This window comes from Plantactinospora sp. CNZ321, assembly GCF_004217235.1.
This window is the reverse complement of the sequence record NZ_SHKQ01000001.1, coordinates 740,517-756,943: the sequence shown is the minus strand read 5'-3', so window position 1 is coordinate 756,943 and position 16,427 is coordinate 740,517. Positions and strand designations below refer to the sequence as shown.

Below are 16,427 nucleotides of genomic sequence, written 5' to 3'. Positions count from 1 at the left end.
ACGGGTCGGCGGGTCAGCCGCTGGTGCGGGTGAAGTGCTGGTAGTCCGGGGAGCGCCAGCCGCCGCCCCACTGCCAGCCGGCGGCGGCGAACGCCTCGACCAGTACGCCGCCGCGGACCGCCATCCCCGGTCGGTAACCGGAGCGGTCCCGGTACGCCACCCCGGCGGGCGGCAGGACCCGACCGCCGATCAGGTACGGATTCTCCACCGGGTTGACGTCGATCGCCTTCCCGTACGCGTGCGCGGACCACTTTTCCGCGCCGGTGGTGACCGCCCGGCGACAGTTGAAGCCGGAGGTGTTGTCGTCGGCCATCGAGCGGTCGTCGCTGCCGGCGTACGCGTCGACGGGCTGTAGCCGCCGGATCGGGAAGCGTTCCCGGTAGAGGGTGGCGAAGATCTCGACCACCTCGGCGGCGACCGACCGATGCACGACGATCGTGCCGACCCGGGGTCGGCCGTCGAAGTCCCAGTAGCCGAGCCGGATCCGCCGGAGCTGCTCCGGCCCGACCGGGCAGCCGGGCCGCCAGCTCGCGCCCAGGTCGGCGGCGGTGACCGTGGAGATGTCGTACGCGAACCCGGAGAGTGCGCCCGGCGGGTCGCCGGGGCGGGTCGCCGTCGGCCCGGACGGGGTGGCCGAGGCACCCCCGCCACCGGCCGCGCCGGTCGCCGGGTCACCGGCCGCGCCGGTCGACCGACCACCGGCCGCGCCGGTCGCCGGGTCGCCGGGCGTGCCCGTCGAGTGGCTGCCGCAGCCGGCTGCCGTGAGCGCGGTCAGCAGCCCGGCCAGCAGCATCCCCCGCACACTCCGTCTCACCGCCGCCACGCTACGCCGTCCAGATCCTTCACCCCACCGGGAGAGGGGCCGGAGTCAGGGGCGGAGGCGCTTGAGGGTGGCGATGTCGTCGGCGTGTCCGTGATTCTCGCTCGGCGTCTCGGCGACCACCGGGATGCCGGCGGTCGCCGGATGGGTCATCAGCTCGGCGAAGGCCGACTCGCCGATGCTGCCCTTGCCGATCGTCTCGTGCCGGTCCCGGGTCGAGCCGCACAGGTCCCGTGAGTCGTTGGCGTGAATCAGCCACAGCCGCTCCGCGCCGATCGCGTCGACCAGCGTGTCCAGCGTCTCGCGCATGCCGCCCTCCCGGGCCAGGTCGTGCCCGGCGGCCCAGGCGTGACAGGTGTCGAAGCAGGCGCCGAGCCACGGGTGCCAGTCGACGGCCGCCAGGTACGGCTCCAGGTGCTCGACCCGGGAGGCCAGCGACCGGCCGCCACCGGCGCTCGGCTCCACCAGCAGCTTCGGCCCGCCGCTGGCGGCAGCCGAGTCGAGCAGCGGTAGCAGCCCCTCGCGTACCTGACGCATCGCCGCCTCGGCGTGCCCGGCGTCGACCGCGCTGCCGGCGTGGAAGACCACCCCGGCGGCACCGATCGCGGCGCCCCGGTCCAGCGCGTGCGCCAGGGTCGCCACCGACCTCTCGACGGTCGCCGGGGTGGGCGAGCCGAGGTTCACCAGCAGCGACGCGTGGATGTACGCCACCAGCCCGCGTTCCGCACAGCCGGCCCGGAACGCCGCGTCCTGCCCGGGGTCACCCGGGGGCAGCGCCCAGCCCCGCGAGTTGCCGACGTAGACCTGCACCACCTCCGAACCGACCGCGTCGGCGTACGGCAGGGCCGCCCTGGCCAGCCCGCCGGAGGTGGGCGTGTGCGAGCCGACGGGCCGGCTCGGCGCGACCCGGCCGCCGGACCCGCTGCCGGAGGTGGCGACGCGCTCAGAGGCGGGTTCAGAGGCAGGTGAGGACAACCTGGGTCCCTGGCGGCACCGGAGTGTTCTCGTTCGGGTTCTGGATCCGCACCGTCCCGTTCGGGTTGAGCTGCACCGCGACGGCCAGACCCTGGCCCTCCAGGAGCTGCTTCGCCTGCTGGCAGGGCAGGTCGATCACCCGGGGCATGTTGATGGCCGGTGGTCCGTTGCTGACCTCGACTTTGATCTGCGCGTTCTTCACGACGCCGGAGCCGTCCGGCGGGGTCTGCGCGATCACCTGGTCCTTGGGCTTGTCGGAATCCTTGTACTCCTCGCTGAGCTTGAGGCCGAGTTCCTTGATGATGTTGCGTACCTCTTTGATGTCCTTGCCGACCAGCACCGGGACGCTGATCGGCGCCTTGCCCTTGCTGACGATAACCGTGATCTTGTCGCCCGGCTTGACCTCGGTGCCGACCTTCGGGCTGGTGGCGATCACCACGCCCTCCGGCAGGTTGTCGTCGTACCGGTCGGTGCCGCGGGCCATGACCAGGTTCGCGTTTTCCAGGTCGAGTTGGGCCAGGTCGAGGGTCTTGCCGACCACGTCCGGGACGGGAAAGCGCTCCGGGCCGAGGGAGAGGGTGAGGGTGATCGTGCCGCCCCGCTGGATCCGGCTCGTCGACTCGGGATTTTGGGCGAGCACCTTGTCCTTGGCGATGTCCTCGCTGTAGCGGGGATTCGCGTACTTGACCTCGAAGCCCGACCGTTCGGCCCGCGCCTCCGCCTCCGTCCCGGCCAGTCCGGCCAGGTTCGGCGTCTCGGTGTAACGGCCGAACGCGAACCACCAGCCGGTCATCCCGATCACCAGGGCGAGCGCGACCACGGTCACCACGACCGGGACCCGGCCGGCGAAGAGTCGCCCGCCGACCTCGCGGACCCGGCCGAGGAAATCGGAACCGGAGCTGGCCGCCGCGCGGCGGCGGTGCGGGGTGCTGCCTTCCCGGGGCTGGTCGGGCAGGCGGGCCCAGGCCGGTCGCTGCGAGGGTTGTACCGGTGAGACGACCATGGTCGGCTGCTGCACCACCATGGTCGGCTGGTCGACGGCGGGGATCTGCCGCAGTACCGCCGTGTTGGCGTTGGCGACGGTGCCGAGGTCGTCCCGGACCACCTGGACCGCGGCCTGGAACGCGCCCGCGTCCGTCGGCCGGGCTCCCGGGTCGCGCCGGGTCGCCCGGCGGACCAGCTCGTCGAGGACCGGCGGCAGGCCGGGAACCAGCCCGGACGGCGGTGGCACGTCCCGGTCCACGTGCTGCCAGGCGACGTCCACGGCGCGGTCGGCATCGTACGGGACCCGGCCGGTGAGCATCTCGAAGAGCACGATCCCGGCGGCGTAGACGTCGGTACGCGGATCGGCGCGGCCCTCGGTGACCAGTTCCGGTGCCACGTAGGCGACCGTGGCCATCAGCTGGTTGCCGCCCTCGGTGTCGGAACTCGCCTCGACCGCCCGGGCGAGCCCGAAGTCGGCGACCTTCACCACACTGTCGACGAGGTTGCCCGCGCCGCCACTCGGCGCCTCGGCAACGAGCACGTTCTCGGGTTTCACGTCCCGGTGCACCAGGCCGGCCCGGTGCGCGGCGCCGATCGCGGCGAGCATCTGCTCCATGATCGCGAGCGCCTCGCTCGGGTTGAGTCGCTTGCGCTCCGCCAGGATCTCGCGCAGGGTCCGGCCCCGGACGTACTCCATGACCAGGTACGGCAGGCCGCCGTGGGTGCCCTGGTCGTAGACGGCCACCACGTTCGGGTGGGTCAGCCGGGCGATGGTCTTGGCCTCGTCGGTGAACCGCTCCAGGAACCCGGCGAGCTGTACCTGCGCGGCCTGCGCCTGGGTGGGGTGAATGATTTTGATCGCGACCGTACGGTCGAGCCGCTCGTCGATGGCGGTGTAGACGGTCGCCATCCCACCACGGGCCACGCGACCGCGGATGCGGTAGCGTCCGTCGATCAGCGAGTTCAGCAGCGTGTCGGCGACCTGTATGTCCATCGGCAGGCAGTCTATGTCTCCAGGGGGCAGGGGCAGAACAGGATGCCACAGCCGACACCGAAGCGAGAACTTCGTGTTGCCGTTCCGCGCTCGACGGAGATCACTTTTCGCGGGATTTGCCGGTGTCGTCCTGCTCAGGCGTGGTGCCGGCGCCACTGGCGGGGGAGTCGGGGAGCCGTTCGCCCGGCCCGGCGGCGGCGTGGCAAGGTGAACGGGTGACCGAATCCTCACCCGCCGACCCGCAGCCGACCGAGCCGACCGGCTGGCTGAGCCTCCCGGACGTCGCCGATCGCCTCGAGGTGTCGATCAGCAAGGTGCACCAGATGATCCGGGACCGCGAACTGCTGGCGGTCCGTCGGGACGGGACCCGGGTGATCCCGGCCGAGCTGGTGGCGAACCGGACCGTACGCAAGCACCTGCCGGGCATCCTCACCCTGTTGCACGACGCCGGCTACGACGATGAGGCGGCGTTGCGCTGGCTCTACCTGCCGGACGACACCCTGCCGGGCACCCCGGCGGCGGCGCTCGGCGACGATCGGGCCCGCGAGGTCAAGCGCCGGGCCCAGGCCACCGGCTTCTGAGGCGGATCCGGCCGGATGGAGCGATTCAGCTACCTGGCGGTGCTCGCCGGGTGCGTCGGCGCCGCGCTGTGGCTGGAGCCGGTCCTGCGGGTCAACGTACTGCGGCGGTGGCGGCGGTTACTGCTCACCCTGCTACCCGTGGTGGTGCTCTTCGCGCTCTGGGACCTGGCCGCGATCGCCGCCGGGCACTGGACCTTCGACCCGGCGCAGACCACCGGGGTACTGCTCCCCGGCGACCTGCCGCTGGACGAATTGCTCTTCTTCGTCGTCGTACCCTGCTGTGCTGTCCTCGGCTTCGAGGCGGTCCGCGCCGTGCTGCGCTGGCCGGCCGGTGACGAGTCGCCGATTCTGCCAGGCCGCTCAGGTGGAGGCCCGAGCCACGACGAGTCGCCGTGAGCTACACGGTGGCCGCCCTGCTCGGGGTGGCCGGAGCGGTGCTGGTCGACCTCTTCGCGCTGCGTACCCGGCTGCTGCTCCGGCCGGTGTTCTGGGCCACGTACCCGATCATCGTGTTCTTCCAGTTGATCTCCAATGGCATCCTGACCGGCCGGGACATCGTCCGGTACGACCCGGACGCGATCCTCGGCCCGCGGTTGGCGTACGCGCCGGTGGAGGACCTGCTGTTCGGCTTCGCCCTGGTGTTGCTGACCCTTGCCGTATGGGTCCGGCTGGGCCGGGCCGGCATCCAGCGGACCCCGGCCGCCGGGCAGGGCGCCGCACTGCTCCGGCTGCTCGACCGGCGACGGTCCGGCCTCCACCGGGAACCGCCCGGGACCGACCGGTCCGGCCTCCACCGGGAACCGCCCGGGACTGAACGGTCCGGCCTTCACCGAGAATCGTCCGGGACCGACCGGAGGGACTCCGGCGGGCGTCAGCGTCGGGACCGGGACCGCCACCTCCGGTAGGCCACGGCGGTGAGCACCGCCACCAGGGCCACGTCGAAGAGGGCACCGGGCAGTTTGGTCAGCACGGCCAGCCCGAGTCCGCCGGGCAGGACCAGGAAGCTGAGCACGATCACCGCGACCGCGACCCGGTGGACCTGGCGCCGCGCGCGGAGTCCCGCCGCGAGCACGGTGACGGCGATCAGCCCGTACCACGGGTAGAAGATCGGGGAGAGCAGGGCGAGGGCGGTGAAGGCCAGGCCGGTGACGGTCACCAGGCGACGGCGGGCGCGGGTCGGGTCGGGTGCCGCGACGGCCTGACCGGCCCGGACCAGCAGGGCCGCGATCGCCCCGGCCAGCGCGACGAGGCCGAGGAGTCGGGCCGCCGTCACCGCGGCATCGACCGCATCCGGCTGCCCGGCGAGCCGCAGCAGGTAGCCGGCCGCCATGCCCAGCCCGGTCGGTACCGAGGTCCACTGCACGAGCCGGCCGGTGTCGGAGAGGGCGGAGACCCAGCCGAGGTCGAGCCCGGTGGCCAGGGTCACCGCCGCGAACGCCAGGACCGAACCGGCCGATCCGGCGGCTGCCGAGGCCGCGATCTGCCGACGACCGGGGAGTACGCCGGGCCGGACCGTGATGATCAGGAGGGCGAACGGCAGTGCCACGATCGCAGTGATCTTGATCGCGACCGCCAGGCCGAGCAGTGCACCGGTGACGAACCCCGCCCGACTCGCGCCGAGCCCTCCAGGAGCGGCACCGAGCCCTTCAGGAGCGGCACCGAGCCCCGCCCCGCCGGCACCCCGCCGGAGGCGCATCATCGGCGTGCCGAACGCCGACGGTCCGCCGGCCGCCAGGGACAGCGCACTCACGACCAGCCCCAGCACCAGGGCGTCGTTGTGTGCCCCGCCGACCGCGTGGACCAGCACGAGTGGGGAGACCAGGCCGAGCCAGCAGGCCTGCACCGGGTCGAGACCACCGGCCCGGGCCAGCCGGGGCAGGAAGCCGGCGACGAGTACGACGCCGGCCAGCGCCTCGACCCGGAGCAGTGCGACGGCGACCAGTAGCTGGCCATCGGTGGAGGTGCCGACCAGCCTGGCCACCGCGACCGCCCCGCCGGCAAGGGCCAGCGCCAGCGGACCGTACGGGCTCGGGGTGTCCCGCCAGAGCGCGGGTACCGCGTCCGACCAGACGCATCCGCCCGGCAGCACCCCGACGGCGTACGGGTCGACGCCGTCGAGCCAGAGCGCGCCCTGGCAGGCGTAGGCGTAGGCGTCCCGGCTGGCGATGGGGGGTGCGACCAGCAGCGGAGTCGCCCAGAGCAGCCCGGTACGCAGCAGCCACCCCAGTGGCACGCTCGCCGGCCGGCGCCGCACCCACGCCCCGAGCCGCCACCAGATGCCCGCCAGCGCGGCCAGTCCGGCGACCCAACCGGCCAGGCCGAGCCAGTAACCCCAGGTGTCCGGCGCCGCCGCCTCGACGGGACCCGTCAGCGGTGCTCCCGCCCCGTGGGCGCCGGCCGTCAGCGTGGCACCGGCGGCCAGTCCAGCCAGCCGGAGCCGGCTGGGCCGCTCCAGGGAAGGCAGCTCACCGACGGGTCGCACGAGAACAGCATCCCCAGTCCCGGGTGGTCCGGGCCGGCGGTTCCGCTCCGGAAGCCGGGAAAGGAGCGGTGGCCGGTCGTGCCGGTCATTCCTTCCGGCGGGTGGCCACGACGGCGAGGTCGACCAACACCTCGCGGGCCTCGTCGTCCAGGTCGGCGCCGACCAGTGCGGCCAGTGCCGTGTCGGTGAGCGTGGCGATCCGCCGCTCGGTGCGGTCCAGCGCCCCGCTGCTGGTAATGATCTCGCGCAGCACCTCGATGCCGGCCGGGTCGAGCCCGGGGTCGCCGAGCCGTCGGTTCAGCAACTCCCGCCCGGTCGGGCTGGTGGCCTCCAGGGCCGCCGCCACCAGATAGGTACGTTTGCCCTCCCGCAGGTCGTCGCCGGCCGGTTTGCCGGTCTGGTCGGGATCGCCGAAGACACCGAGTACGTCGTCCCGGAGCTGGAACGCCTCGCCCAGCGGCAGCCCGTACGCCGAGTACGCGGCCCGCAGCTCGGCGGGCGCGTCGGCGAGCGCGGCGCCGAACAACAGCGGGCGCTCGACCGTGTACTTGGCGGACTTGTACCTGGCCACCTTGCTGGCCCGGTCGACCGAGGCGTCCCGGGTCGCCTGGGCGAGCACGTCCAGGTACTGCCCGATGGTGACCTCGGCGCGCATCTCGTCGAACACCGGACGAGCCCGGCTGACCACGATCGGGTCGATGCCGCTGCCGTGCAGCAGTTCGTCGGACCAGACCAGGCAGAGATCGCCGAGCAGGATGGCGCCGGACTCGCCGAACCCGTCCGGTTCGCCACCCCAGCCGGCAGCCCGGTGCTGGGCGGCGAATCGGCGGTGGATCGACGGTTCGCCGCGCCGGGTGTCGGACCGGTCCATCAGGTCGTCGTGGATCAGGGCGCTGGCCTGCACGAACTCCAGCGCGGCCAGTCCGTTGACAATCTCCTCGGAGTCGAGCCCGCCCGCCCCCCGGAAGCCCCAGTAGCCGAATGCCGGCCGCAGCCGCTTGCCGCCACCGAGCACGAACGCCTCCAGCGCCTCGGCGACCGTGTCGAGACTGTCGTCGATGTCGATCATCCAGGCACGCTGTTTGCCGAGGAACCGGGCCAACGAGTTGTCGACCCGCTGGCGCAGGCCAGCGCGGTCGACCGGTGGGACGGGGGCGGATGCGGTCACGCCATGACGCTAGTAGACCGACCATCCGAGTGCGCGGTGCGGCTACGCCACCCATCCGATGAACCGGGCGTACAGTCCGACCGGGTCCGGCCCTGGGTTCGGGTTGAGTCGGCACAGATCAGAGGATGCCTCGTACAGCATCACTCCGAGGTACACCCGCAGCGCCGTCAGGTCGGCCGCGTATTCGATCGGCAGCAACGACCGGGCCGTCAGGCACGGCCACTCGGTGTCACAGATGCGGCACGTCCACAGCGGCCGGCGGGGTGTGTGTTCGGGGCTGCCGGTCACTACGACTCCCTGCCGGGAGGAACGGCTACCCGACAGCAAACTGGCCGCACGTAGTGCCAGGTCTCCCGTACTGCCTCCAAGCCGTCCGGGTCGATCAGATAGCCACGCAGTAGTAGGAAGCCGTCTCGTGCTGAATCGTCGCGGGGTACGACGGTGACCCGTAGCCGGAGATCACCGAGGATGCGCGGTGTCGCGTCGTAGGGCTGATAGTGGTGCCCCTCCGGGGCGTACAAGGTGTCGCCCGGTGTCACAGGCTGCCGGGCGCGGCGGAAGATCGGTGCCCGGTCGGGTTTCGGGGCGCTCTCGCTGGGCATGCCCAACCGTCCCACCGGCCTTTACGACTCGTCAAGTAGCCCTGCATGACGTGTCGTAAAGGGTGGCCCGTCGGAAGGTCTGCCGGTGACCGAGGAAGTGATGGCGATGGCTGAGATTGCCGACTTCCTTGGCATCTCCCGGCAGCGAGCTAACGTCCTGGCGGACCGGGACGACTTCCCGGCACCGATCGCACACCTGACAGTTGGCCGGGTCTGGGCCACCAAGGATGTTCGAGCGTGGGCCGAGAGGCGCCGTAAGGAGCTTGAGGGCGAGCACGGCTGACCCGTAGGCAGTTGCCAAGGGGGAGCTGCCGCCGGAGGCGGTGCAGCCGATGGGACCGTACCCCGGTGGTGCCCGCTGGGTGGGACCGAAAAGCGGACTCCCCGCCCCGAATGGGACCCAATGGTGCGAGATCCGGTCGACCCGCCCGGTAGAGTCGCCGCGTGGCGCTCGGTCTTCCTTCCGTCCTCCCCGACTCGGGACCGTCGATCGGGGATCTCGTCCGTGGTCCCGCCCCGACCTTCTCCTTCGAGTTCTTCCCACCGAAGACGGAGCAGGGCGAGCGGCTGCTCTGGCAGGCGATCCGCGAGCTGGAGTCGCTGCGGCCCTCGTTCGTCTCCGTCACCTACGGTGCCGGCGGATCGAGCCGGGACACCACCGTCGCGGTGACCGAGCGGGTGGCGACCGAGACCACCCTGCTGCCGATGGCGCATCTGACCGCGGTCAACCACTCGGTCGCCGAGCTGCGCAACGTGATCGGTCGGCTGGCCGGGGCGGGGGTGCGGAACGTGCTCGCGGTGCGCGGCGACCCGCCGGGCAACCCGATGGGCGAGTGGGTGCGGCACCCGGCCGGGGTGCTCTACGCCGAGGAGCTGGTCCGGCTGGTCCGCGAGGCGGGCGACTTCAGCGTCGGGGTGGCGGCGTTCCCGTACAAACATCCCCGGTCGCCGGACATCGCCACCGACACGCGGTACTTCATCCAGAAGTGCCGGGCCGGGGCGGACTTCGCGGTCACGCAGATGTTCTTCGACGCCGACGACTACCTCCGGTTGCGCGACCGGGTGGCGGCGGCCGGTTGCGACACGCCGATCCTGCCCGGCGTCATGCCGGTCACCCAACTCAGCACGATCGAGCGCTCCCAGCAGCTCTCCGGAGCGCCGTTCCCGGCCGCGCTCGCGGCGCAGTTCGACCGGGTCGCCGACGATCCGGAGGCGGTGCGCCGGCTCGGCGTGCAGCAGGCCAGCGAGATGTGTCGCCGGCTGCTGGACGAGGGTGTGCCGGGGATCCACTTCATCACCCTCAACCGGTCGACCGCGACCCGCGAGGTCTGGCAGAGCCTCCAGGCCGGCGTCGGAGTCTGAGCGGATGCGGCCCCGAGCCGGCGTCGGCCCGGTGCGGCGACAACCGATGTCGCGCCGCGCCCGCAGCCGGCCGCGATCCGGGCCGCGGGCGCGACCTGGGCCCCCGTCCGGCGGTTGAGCCAGCGTGGGCAACTGGTTGACGTGGGACGAGTACGCCAACAAGTGGGCGCGGCTGCACGGCGGCTTCGACCCCCGGATGGCCACCACGTCGGTGCGTCGATGGCTGCGGATGTCGTACGTGCTGGGCTGTGTTCTCGCCCGGCTGCACGTGTCGCCGACCGCGGTGACGGTGCTCGGGGTGCTGCTCTGCGTCTGCGCACCGGTGGCCGTCGCCCAGTCCCGGCCGGGGCCGGTCGGGCCGCTCCTGGCGGCGGGGTTCGTGCTGCTCGCCGCCGTGGCCGACAGCATCGACGGCGCGGTAGCCGTGGTCACCGGCCGGACGACCCGGCTCGGGTACGTCTACGACTCGCTGGCCGACCGGGTCGGTGAGGTCTGCTGGCTGATCGCGTTCTGGCTGGTCGGCGCCCCCGGCGTACTGGTGGTGGCGGCCGGGGCGCTCTCCTGGTTGCACGAGTACACCCGGGCCCGTTCGGTCTCGGCGGGGATGAAGGAGATCGGCACCGTCACCGTGGGGGAGCGGCCGAGCCGGGTCAGCGTGGCCGCGGTCGGACTGGCGATCGCCGGACTAGCGCACCTGATCATGCCGGGGCTGGCGGCCGGCACGATCACCCTGGCCACCGCGATCTGGGTACTGCTCGGCTTCTTCGGCATGGTCCAGCTGCTCTCGGCGGTGCGCCGGTCGCTGGACACCGGCAAGGAGTCGCCCGCCAGGGGACCGAGCGGTTCCGGGCCGGGCGGACAGCCACCGGCCGCGGGGCGACCGGTGGCCGCGGAGTCGTCCGGCCGGCAGCCGATCGGGGACGAGGCGACCGGCACCGGGCCGGCTCCCGGCCGGGAACTGGCCCGCCGCGAGCCGACCGGAGTGGAACTGAGCCGCCGCGAACCGCCCGAGACGTAACCGCGCAACCTCGGGCGGAGCCGACGGGTCAGCGACGACGGAGCCGACGGATCAGCGCGACGATCGCCGCCGCTGACCGGGGTCAGCGTGTCGCGGCTTCCCAGGAGAACCCGTCCGGGTCGGTGAAGGATCCGGCGTCGGTGCCGATCCCTAGCCGGTGCGCCCCGGTGCCGTCCGGGGAGACCCCGGCGACCTTGGCGAGGGCGCGGCGCTTGTAGAGCGTCAGCTTGACCGGGCCCGTGTCGAACTCGACGTATCTGCCGCCAAAGCTCTTGGCCACGACGAAACCGTGGTCGGCGTAGAACCGCTTGCTCGCGGCCACGTCCTCGACGCCCAACTGGAGCACGACGTCGTCGATCTGTCGGGTGGCCGGGCCGCTGTCCTTCTTCGACGAGGACGCGAGCGTCACGATCGTGCCGTCCGGGGCCTGCACGACGCCGCCGTAGCCCCACAGCGACTTCGCGGCCGGCTTGAGTACCGTGCCGCCGGCTTCGACAGCGGCGTCGACGATGACGTTGACGGTGGCTGGCTGGGACACGATGAGTGACAGCGTGAAGCCGCGAAAGCCGCTCGTCGGTGCCTCCGAGTCGCGCACGCGCACCCGGTCTTCCAGGTTGAGCGCTTCCGTGTAGAACCGCTTGGCGACCGTAGGGTCGGTGACCTCGATGGTAACGAACTCGATGGTAGCCATAGCGCCACGTTAATTGAGGCCGGAGAGTCGCGCTTCTTGAATCCTGATCGGATGGCCATCCGGCTCGCTCGTGCTTCAGAAAACTACCCTGAGTCACCGCCTGGCTTCGACCGCCGGAGGACTCAGCGGACCTCCTGGATGCGGATCAGGTTGCCGGCGGGATCGCGGAAGGCACAGTCGCGCAGCCCGTACGGCTGCTCGGTCGGCTCCTGGACAACCTCGGCGTCGCCGGCCCGCAGCCGCTCGAAGGTGGCGTCGAGGTCGGCGGTGGCCAGGGTGATCCAGCCGTAGGTGCCCTTGGCCATCATCTCGGTGATGGTGCGGCGCTCGTCGTCGGTGATGCCGGGGTCGGCGGCCGGCGGCGCGAGCAGGATGGACGTGCCGGGCTGGTCGGCGGGACCGACCGTGATCCAGCGCATCTTCCCCTCTCCGACGTCGGTGCGGACTTCGAAGCCGACGGTGTCACGCCAGAAGGCCACGGAGGCGTCCGGCTCATCATGCGGAAGGAAGGTCGTGTGGATGGTGAGGTCCATGGCGATCACCCTAATCGCGCCTCATCGACCTGGGCCTGGCGAATCCGGATCGACCCCGGCCGGGGGAGCGGGCCGGTCAGGGGAGCGGGCCGGTCAGGCCGGGCCGACCTCGCCCGCGACGATCTGGGCCGAGAGAGTCACCATCGGCAGGCCGCCGCCGGGGTGGGTGGAGCCGCCGACCAGGAACAGGCCGCGGCACGGGCCCCGGTTGGCCGGTCGCAGCAGCCCGCCGACGCTGCCGTGGATCGCCCCGCCGGGGGCGCCGGCCGCGCCGGCCAGGTCGTCCGGGGTACGCGGTTCGCGGAACACCAGCCGGTCGCGGACGTCCACGCCGCGCTCGGCGAGCACGTCGAGAACCCGGTCGGCGTAGGCGTCCGCCAGCCCCGGCCGGCGCCAGTCGACCCCACCCAGCGTCCCTCCCTGTCGGGGCGCGTTGACCAGCACGAACCATGCCTCGTGCCCGGCCGGTCGGACCAGCGGATCGTCGGGCACGCTGACGAACACCGTCGGGTCGGCCACCGGGCGGGCCGGTACGCCCCGGCCGGGATCGCCGAAGACCGCGTCGAACTCGGCGTCGTGGTCGGTCGGGAAGAAGACGTTGTGGTGGGCCAGGCCGGAGTCGCCGCGTACCCCGAGCAGCAGTACGAAGCCGGCCAGGCTGCGGTCGGTCAGCCCGGCCAGCCGGTCCGGGGTCGGCAGCAGGTCCCGGTAGAGGGTCAGCGCGTCGGTGTTCGCCACCACCACATCCGCCGGTACCGGGCTGACGGCACCGGCCAGGCGTACCCCGTGCACCCGACCTCCGGCCGCGTCGATGCCGGTGACGGTGCTGCCGGTCGCCACCACCACACCCAGGTCGAGGCAGCGGGAGAGCAGCGCGTCGGCGAGGGTGCCGAGCCCGCCGCGCGGGTACCAGCCACCGAAGGTCAGCTCGGCGTACGGGATCGCGGCGAGCGCGGCCGGCGCCCGGCGCGGATCGGCGCCGGTGTAGGTGGCGTACCGGTCCAGCAGCATCCGGAGCCGTGGTTCGCGCAGGTGACGCCGACCCAGGTCGCGTAACGTCCGACCGGGGGCGATCGCGGCCAGGTCCCCCAGTCGCCAGGCCAGCCTCGCCAGGTCCCGGGGAGAGTCGACGGGCCGGCGCAGCACGTCCCGCCAGGAGGCCGTCCAGATCCGCCCGGCGCGGCGCCACAGCCGGCGCCAGTCGTCGGCGGCCTCCGCGCCGAACCGCTCGGCGATCCGGGCCGCGAAGATGTCGTGGTCGGCACACGAGTCGAGCACCGCCCCCGGGCCCGCCGTCCCGGCCACGGGCGCGAAGACGTGCCGGACGATCGGGTCCAGTGGCGTCAGGTCGACGTACTCGTCGAGTTTGGCGCCGGTCGCCTCGAACAGGTCGGCGAAGACCTGCGGCAGGGTGAGCAGGCTGGGACCGGTGTCGAACCGGAACGTCCCGAGCGGCGTCTCCCGAACGTACCGACCGAGTTTGCCACCGACCACATCGGAGCGCTCGTAGACGACGACCTCGTGGCCGAGAGCCGCTAATCGGGCAGCGGCGGCCAAACCGCCCACGCCCGCGCCGATGACGACCACCCGACTCACGTACTCCCCCTCGTCACGGTCACACCGCCGTCGTCGTACCGGTGGCCGGAGCAGTGCCGGTGACCCCCCGTCGCCGGCTCGGCGCACCGACGACCGTCCCCCGCACGGATCAGCGCACCGGTCGGCCCCGCCAGACGAGCCGCCCCCGCCTCCGCAGATGGTACGACCGGATGGTGAGCCAACCGAGGACCGCGACCGACAACGGATGTGCCAACGCGTCCGGCCAGCCCCGGCCGCCGGTCGCCCGGGCGCTGACCAGGCGTCCGAGTACCCCGAGCAGATAGCCGAGCAGCGCCGCCAGGGCGACCCCCGGCGCGTCGCCCAGCGCCGCGCCGACGGCGAGCAGCGGCGGCACGGCGTACAGCAGGAGCAGCAGGAGCACGACGGCGGTGGCGCCGGCCGGCGACCCGAACGCGGCCCAGAGCGACTTGGTGTAGCCGTCCCGCAGCTCCGACCAGGAGCCGTACATCCGGCACTCGGCGAGCCGGGAGCCGTCGGCGAGCGCGATCCGCCCGCCGGACCGCTTCACCGCCCGGGCCAACTCGATGTCCTCCAGGATCCGGTCCCGGACCGCCGCGTGCCCACCGGCCCGCCGGTAGCCGGCCCGGTCCAGCACCAGGAACTGGCCACCCGCGGCGGCCAGGCTCGGCCGGGGCGAGCGCTCCATCGCCGCCAGCGGCAGGAAGGTCAGCCAGAGCCACTGCAACAGCGGCTGGACCAGCCGCTCACCCGGCGAGCCGGCGACGATCCGGGGGTACGGGGAGAGCAGCACCGCCTCCGCCGACCGGAGCGTGTGTACGGCGGCGGCGACCGCGTACGGGCCGAGCGTCACGTCGGCGTCCACGAAGACCAGTACCCGGGCCGCCGGCCCGGCCCGCTCGGCGAGCTGCTGGCAGGCGTACGGCTTGCCGAGCCAGCCCGGCGGCGGCGGCGCGCCGTCGAGCAGGCGTACCCGGGGATCCCCGGCCGCGACCGTCCGGACCACCTCGGCGGTGCCGTCGGTCGAACCGTCGTCGAGCACCACGATCTCCAGCTCGGGTACGCCCCGCTGGGCGAGTAGCGCCCGCAGGCACCGCCCGACCCGGGCCGCCTCGTCGCGTACCGGTAGCAGCACCGCGACCGGCTCCTCGGTGCTGACCGGGCCGGGCGGGGGACGGCGCAGCCAGCGGGTGGCGTTGAGCCAGGCGTGCCCGGTCAGCAGGCCGATGACCACCACGACTGCCCAGCCGACCAGCGTCCCACTCATTCAGCCGACCGGTCCGTGTGTAAGGAGGGGCCCCTTCTTGTCGTTTTCTGTAGAAGGGCCCCTTCCTTCCAGGCGAGCGGGCCGGCGACGACCGCCATGACCAACCCGCCCCAGCCGGCCGACGCGGGCAGGCCGAGGAAGGCCGCGTGCGCGAGGACGCTGCCGGCGTAGGTCCAGAGGTAGAGGGCGTACATCGGGGCGTCCCCGGCGGCGGCGAGCCCGGCGGCCCGGCCGGCGACCGGCCCGAGCAGCGCCATCAGGAGCACGGCGAAGAGCAGCCAGCCGAGGTAGTTGCTGACCGGGACGTCCGGCACCCCGGGCAGGGCCGGATCCGGGTCCCGCCAGCTCCAGTAGCCCTCGGCGACCATCTGCGGGTCGAGGAACAGGTCCCAGCCGGCCAGCCCCAGCGCGGCCAGGGCGATCCGTCCCGCCCCGGGCCGGGTCAGCCGGACCGCGGCGAGCCAGGCCGGCCAGGCCATCCAGGTCCAGGCCAGCGGGATCACCAGCGGTACCCCGACCAGCATCGGACCCAGCTGGCCGGAGTAGGCGTACCCGCCGAACGGCACGCCGGTGGCCACGCCGAGCGCCTCGACCGCCAGCCCGCCGCCGGTGGTGACCAGCACCAGCCCGACGGCCGCGCGGAGACCCCGGGTGAGCAGGGCGTGGCTCACCGAGAGCAGGAAGCCGAGGCAGACCGTGACGACGGTCAGCCGGGCCCGGTCGGTGCCCCCGGTCAGCGGATAGCCGATCTGGGCCAGCACCAGTACGCCGAGCAGCAGCCAGCTCGGCCGAGCGGCCCGGACCTCCGCCGCGGTCATCGCTCCGGCGGGGGCAGTGGCAGCTCCCGGCCGAGCACCGCGAAGGCTCGCTCGTCGCCGGGGAAGTGGAAGTCCCGGAGCACGTCCACGAAACCGAACCGCCGGTAGAGCCGCCAGGCCCGCGAGGTCCGCTCGTCCGCCTCCGGGGTGGAGAGCAGCGTGGTGCTGCCCCCGGCCATCCCGAGCAGGGCGCGGAGCTGACGGGCGCCGAGCTGGTGCCCCTGGGCGGCGGGACGGACGTGCAGCTCGACCACCTCGAAGCAGTCCGCGAACCAGGTCTTGCGGGCGTCACCGGACAGCGCGCTGGAGACCTGGTCGTGCCACCACTGTCCGGGAGCGGAAAGGTAGCCGTAGCCGAAGCCGACCAGGTGACCGTTGGTGCTGAGGCTGGCGACGGCCCGGAACCCCGGCCGGCGTACGTGGGTCGCGATGTAGCCGCGCCGGGCCTCCAGCAACTCGGCCCGGTACCCCATCGCCTCGCCGTAGACCGCCATCACCTCGTCGAGCCGGCGGGCGAGATCATCCGGCTTCCACGGCACCAGCCTCATCGTCGTCCG

General features: G+C 72.9%; 17 protein-coding genes and 1 pseudogene. 6 read left to right on the top strand and 12 right to left on the bottom strand.

What is annotated here, in order from left to right; translation table 11 throughout:
* Nucleotides 1–13: 13 nt before the first annotated feature.
* From EV371_RS03265 to pknB, 3 genes are read right to left on the bottom strand one after another with little or no spacing between them, the layout of a single operon-like run.
* Nucleotides 14–814, bottom strand: a complete 801-nt coding sequence (locus tag EV371_RS03265; protein ID WP_207230391.1) for a M15 family metallopeptidase — start codon at nucleotides 812–814, stop codon at nucleotides 14–16.
* 54 nt (nucleotides 815–868) lie between these two features.
* Entirely contained in the window at nucleotides 869–1,795 is a 927-nt protein-coding gene (locus EV371_RS03260) for a deoxyribonuclease IV (protein WP_130460728.1), read from the bottom strand.
* Entirely contained in the window at nucleotides 1,776–3,773 is a 1,998-nt protein-coding gene (pknB, locus tag EV371_RS03255; RefSeq protein ID WP_130460727.1) for a Stk1 family PASTA domain-containing Ser/Thr kinase, read from the bottom strand. The genes EV371_RS03260 and pknB overlap by 20 nt, the downstream gene beginning before the upstream one ends.
* A gap of 215 nt (nucleotides 3,774–3,988) precedes the next feature.
* Between pknB and EV371_RS03250 the strand changes: the two genes are divergently transcribed.
* From EV371_RS03250 to EV371_RS03240, 3 genes are read left to right on the top strand one after another with little or no spacing between them, the layout of a single operon-like run.
* Nucleotides 3,989–4,354, top strand: coding sequence for an Rv2175c family DNA-binding protein (locus EV371_RS03250; protein WP_130460726.1), 366 nt, complete (start codon nucleotides 3,989–3,991; stop codon nucleotides 4,352–4,354).
* 15 nt (nucleotides 4,355–4,369) lie between these two features.
* The gene (locus EV371_RS03245) at nucleotides 4,370–4,750 is read left to right on the top strand and encodes a lycopene cyclase domain-containing protein (protein ID WP_130460725.1); all 381 of its coding nucleotides are present in this window, start codon (nucleotides 4,370–4,372) and stop codon (nucleotides 4,748–4,750) included.
* Nucleotides 4,747–5,259, top strand: coding sequence for a lycopene cyclase domain-containing protein (locus tag EV371_RS03240; RefSeq protein WP_130460724.1), 513 nt, complete (start codon nucleotides 4,747–4,749; stop codon nucleotides 5,257–5,259). Before EV371_RS03245 ends, EV371_RS03240 begins: the two co-directional genes overlap by 4 nt.
* Here the strand turns inward: EV371_RS03240 and mptB are convergent.
* The 3 genes from mptB to EV371_RS03225 form a co-directional block, all read right to left on the bottom strand.
* Nucleotides 5,226–6,836 carry a polyprenol phosphomannose-dependent alpha 1,6 mannosyltransferase MptB gene (gene mptB / locus EV371_RS03235; protein ID WP_130460723.1) on the bottom strand — a complete coding sequence of 537 codons (1,611 nt, stop codon included), beginning with the start codon at nucleotides 6,834–6,836 and terminating at the stop codon, nucleotides 5,226–5,228. The two genes, EV371_RS03240 and mptB, sit on opposite strands and share 34 nt — an antisense overlap.
* 85 nt (nucleotides 6,837–6,921) lie before the next feature.
* Nucleotides 6,922–8,004, bottom strand: a complete 1,083-nt coding sequence (locus EV371_RS03230; RefSeq protein ID WP_130460722.1) for a polyprenyl synthetase family protein — start codon at nucleotides 8,002–8,004, stop codon at nucleotides 6,922–6,924.
* A gap of 42 nt (nucleotides 8,005–8,046) precedes the next feature.
* Nucleotides 8,047–8,292, bottom strand: a complete 246-nt coding sequence (locus EV371_RS03225; protein ID WP_130460721.1) for a hypothetical protein — start codon at nucleotides 8,290–8,292, stop codon at nucleotides 8,047–8,049.
* Between the two features lie 399 nt (nucleotides 8,293–8,691).
* Here EV371_RS03225 and EV371_RS03220 point away from each other — a divergent pair, with 399 nt between their 5' ends.
* The 3 genes and pseudogenes from EV371_RS03220 to EV371_RS03210 all read left to right on the top strand — a co-directional run.
* Nucleotides 8,692–8,889: a helix-turn-helix transcriptional regulator gene (locus EV371_RS03220; RefSeq protein WP_486484458.1), complete on the top strand. Its 198-nt coding sequence runs from the start codon at nucleotides 8,692–8,694 to the stop codon at nucleotides 8,887–8,889.
* A gap of 161 nt (nucleotides 8,890–9,050) precedes the next feature.
* Nucleotides 9,051–9,968, top strand: a complete 918-nt coding sequence (gene metF / locus EV371_RS03215; RefSeq protein ID WP_130460720.1) for a methylenetetrahydrofolate reductase [NAD(P)H] — start codon at nucleotides 9,051–9,053, stop codon at nucleotides 9,966–9,968.
* A 124-nt stretch (nucleotides 9,969–10,092) separates the two neighbouring features.
* Nucleotides 10,093–10,773, top strand: a pseudogene (locus tag EV371_RS03210) (CDP-alcohol phosphatidyltransferase family protein); the annotation flags it as partial.
* A gap of 295 nt (nucleotides 10,774–11,068) precedes the next feature.
* On the opposite strand, the gene EV371_RS03205 reads toward EV371_RS03210, so the two are convergent.
* From EV371_RS03205 to EV371_RS03180, 6 genes are all read right to left on the bottom strand, one after another.
* Complete coding sequence (locus EV371_RS03205; RefSeq protein ID WP_130460719.1) at nucleotides 11,069–11,677, bottom strand: VOC family protein; 609 nt, start codon at nucleotides 11,675–11,677, stop codon at nucleotides 11,069–11,071.
* 122 nt (nucleotides 11,678–11,799) lie between these two features.
* Nucleotides 11,800–12,210: a VOC family protein gene (locus EV371_RS03200; RefSeq protein WP_130460718.1), complete on the bottom strand. Its 411-nt coding sequence runs from the start codon at nucleotides 12,208–12,210 to the stop codon at nucleotides 11,800–11,802.
* 93 nt (nucleotides 12,211–12,303) lie between these two features.
* Nucleotides 12,304–13,806 (bottom strand): phytoene desaturase family protein, encoded by a 1,503-nt coding sequence (locus tag EV371_RS03195; protein ID WP_130460717.1) that lies wholly within the window; start codon nucleotides 13,804–13,806, stop codon nucleotides 12,304–12,306.
* A 109-nt stretch (nucleotides 13,807–13,915) separates the two neighbouring features.
* The gene (locus EV371_RS03190; protein WP_130460716.1) at nucleotides 13,916–15,052 is read right to left on the bottom strand and encodes a glycosyltransferase family A protein; all 1,137 of its coding nucleotides are present in this window, start codon (nucleotides 15,050–15,052) and stop codon (nucleotides 13,916–13,918) included.
* Nucleotides 15,049–15,870: a carotenoid biosynthesis protein gene (locus tag EV371_RS03185; protein ID WP_130460715.1), complete on the bottom strand. Its 822-nt coding sequence runs from the start codon at nucleotides 15,868–15,870 to the stop codon at nucleotides 15,049–15,051. The genes EV371_RS03190 and EV371_RS03185 overlap by 4 nt, the downstream gene beginning before the upstream one ends.
* Nucleotides 15,867–16,418 carry a GNAT family N-acetyltransferase gene (locus tag EV371_RS03180; protein ID WP_130460714.1) on the bottom strand — a complete coding sequence of 184 codons (552 nt, stop codon included), beginning with the start codon at nucleotides 16,416–16,418 and terminating at the stop codon, nucleotides 15,867–15,869. The genes EV371_RS03185 and EV371_RS03180 overlap by 4 nt, the downstream gene beginning before the upstream one ends.
* Between the last annotated feature and the right edge of the window lie 9 nt (nucleotides 16,419–16,427).

Excerpts from the sequence above, each read along its gene's own strand:
- pknB (WP_130460727.1), bottom strand. The coding sequence starts at position 3,773 with ATGGACATACAGGTCGCCGACACGCTGCTGAACTCGCTGATCGACGGA.
- EV371_RS03245 (WP_130460725.1), top strand. The coding sequence starts at position 4,370 with ATGGAGCGATTCAGCTACCTGGCGGTGCTCGCCGGGTGCGTCGGCGCC.
- EV371_RS03205 (WP_130460719.1), bottom strand. The coding sequence starts at position 11,677 with ATGGCTACCATCGAGTTCGTTACCATCGAGGTCACCGACCCTACGGTC.
- EV371_RS03200 (WP_130460718.1), bottom strand. The coding sequence starts at position 12,210 with ATGGACCTCACCATCCACACGACCTTCCTTCCGCATGATGAGCCGGAC.
- EV371_RS03190 (WP_130460716.1), bottom strand. The coding sequence starts at position 15,052 with ATGAGTGGGACGCTGGTCGGCTGGGCAGTCGTGGTGGTCATCGGCCTG.
- EV371_RS03185 (WP_130460715.1), bottom strand. The coding sequence starts at position 15,870 with ATGACCGCGGCGGAGGTCCGGGCCGCTCGGCCGAGCTGGCTGCTGCTC.
- EV371_RS03180 (WP_130460714.1), bottom strand. The coding sequence starts at position 16,418 with ATGAGGCTGGTGCCGTGGAAGCCGGATGATCTCGCCCGCCGGCTCGAC.